This window comes from Streptomyces ipomoeae 91-03 (genome assembly GCF_000317595.1).
GTDB lineage: Bacteria > Actinomycetota > Actinomycetes > Streptomycetales > Streptomycetaceae > Streptomyces > Streptomyces ipomoeae.
On the sequence record NZ_AEJC01000024.1, the window covers coordinates 1 to 1,677 of the forward strand.

Below are 1,677 nucleotides of genomic sequence, written 5' to 3' on the forward strand. Positions count from 1 at the left end.
CCTCGGCGTCGCAGGGCGGTCGGCGCCGCTCAGTGGCCGGTGCCGCCCGGCGGCCGGGTCAGGCCTTCGCGCCCGCGACCTCCGCCCGCTCGGCCGGGCCCTCGGCGGCCGGGACCGTCGGCTCGGGGCGGCGCTTCGGGATGAAGGAGGCGACCACGAAGGCCAGCAGGGCGGCGCCGGCGCCGATGGCCATGACGACCTTGAAGCCGTTCTCCGAGGGGAGGGCGTAGCCGCCGAAGTCGGTGGTCATCTGGGCCAGGATGACGCCGGCGATGGCGCTGGCGAAGCTGGTGCCGAGGGAGCGCATCAGAGTGTTGAGGCTGTTGGCCGCGGCCGTTTCGGACTCCGGCACGGCACCCATGATCAGGGCGGGCATGGCGCCGTAGGTGAAGCCGACGCCGCCGCCGATGACGCAGGAGACCAGGACGAGGTGCCAGACCTCGGACATCAGGACGATGTTCAGCCCGTACCCGGCGGCCACGATCAGCGCGCCGATCATCAGCGTGACCTTCGGGCCCTTGGCCTTGGTGATGCCCGCGGACACGGCGGACATGGCCATCATCACCAGACCCTGCGGGGCCAGCACCAGACCGACGGTCAGCATGGACTTGCCGAGGCCGTAGCCGGTCTGCTCCGGCAGCTGGAGCAGCTGCGGCAGGACCAGGGACATCGCGAACATCGAGAAGCCGAGCGCGACCGAGGCGAGGTTGGTGAACAGCACCTGCGGGCGGGCGGTCGTCCGCAGATCGACCAGCGGCTGCTCGGCCCGCAGCTCGTAGAAGCCCCACGCCGAGAGGATCACGACCGCGGCGGCGAACAGACCCAGCGTCGTACCGCTGGTCCAGCCCCAGTCGGCGCCCTTGGAGACGGCGAGCAGCAGCGAGACGAGTCCGGCGGACAGGCCCAGCGAGCCGAGCAGGTCGAAGCGACCGCCGGTGCGGACCTTCGACTCGGGGATGAACAGCAGGACCAGCAGGAAGGAGACGGCGCCGAGGGTGGCGGAGGTCCAGAAGAGGATGTGCCAGTCCCAGTTGTCCGCGATGAACGCGGCGGCCGGCAGACCGAGCGCACCGCCGACACCGAGGGAGGCGCTCATCAGCGCGGTGGACCCCGCGAGCCGCTCCGCGGGCAGCACGTCACGCATGATGCTGATGCCGAGCGGGACGACGGCCGCCGCCAGACCCTGCAGTCCACGTCCGACGATCATCGGCACGAGGGAGTCGGCCAGTCCGGCGACCACCGAACCGGACACCAGCAGCACGATGCTGACCAGCAGCATCCGCCGCTTGCCGAACATGTCACCGAGCCGTCCGACGACCGGCGTCGCCACCGCCGCCGCGAGCAGTGTCGCGGTCACCGCCCACGCGGTGTCCGACGTCGGCGCGTCCAGCAGTCTCGGCAGCTCCGGCACGATCGGGATGACCAGGGTCTGCATCAGCGAGACGACGATTCCGGCCAGTGCCAGTACCGCCACCACGGCGTTCGGCCGAGCGGGAGTGGACGCCCCCGCGTCGGCGGGTCGGGCAAGGGGGTGGGACATGGCGAGGCCTCCGTCAGGAGAGGGTCGGACGGTCGGAGGGGGAAAGGGCAAGACTTGAGCTTGCTTGACTTACTCAACGATAAACGTATTGCTTGACTTACGCAAGTTATTTTTCCGGGTGGTGATGTGCCGAGAGG

At 70.1% G+C, this 1,677-nt stretch carries 1 protein-coding gene; it reads right to left on the minus strand.

Annotated elements, in window-relative coordinates; all coding sequences use genetic code 11:
• Positions 1–58: 58 nt before the first annotated feature.
• On the minus strand, positions 59–1,540 hold the full coding sequence (locus STRIP9103_RS01480; RefSeq protein WP_009294677.1) for an MFS transporter: 1,482 nt from the start codon (positions 1,538–1,540) through the stop codon (positions 59–61).
• Positions 1,541–1,677: the final 137 nt, after the last annotated feature.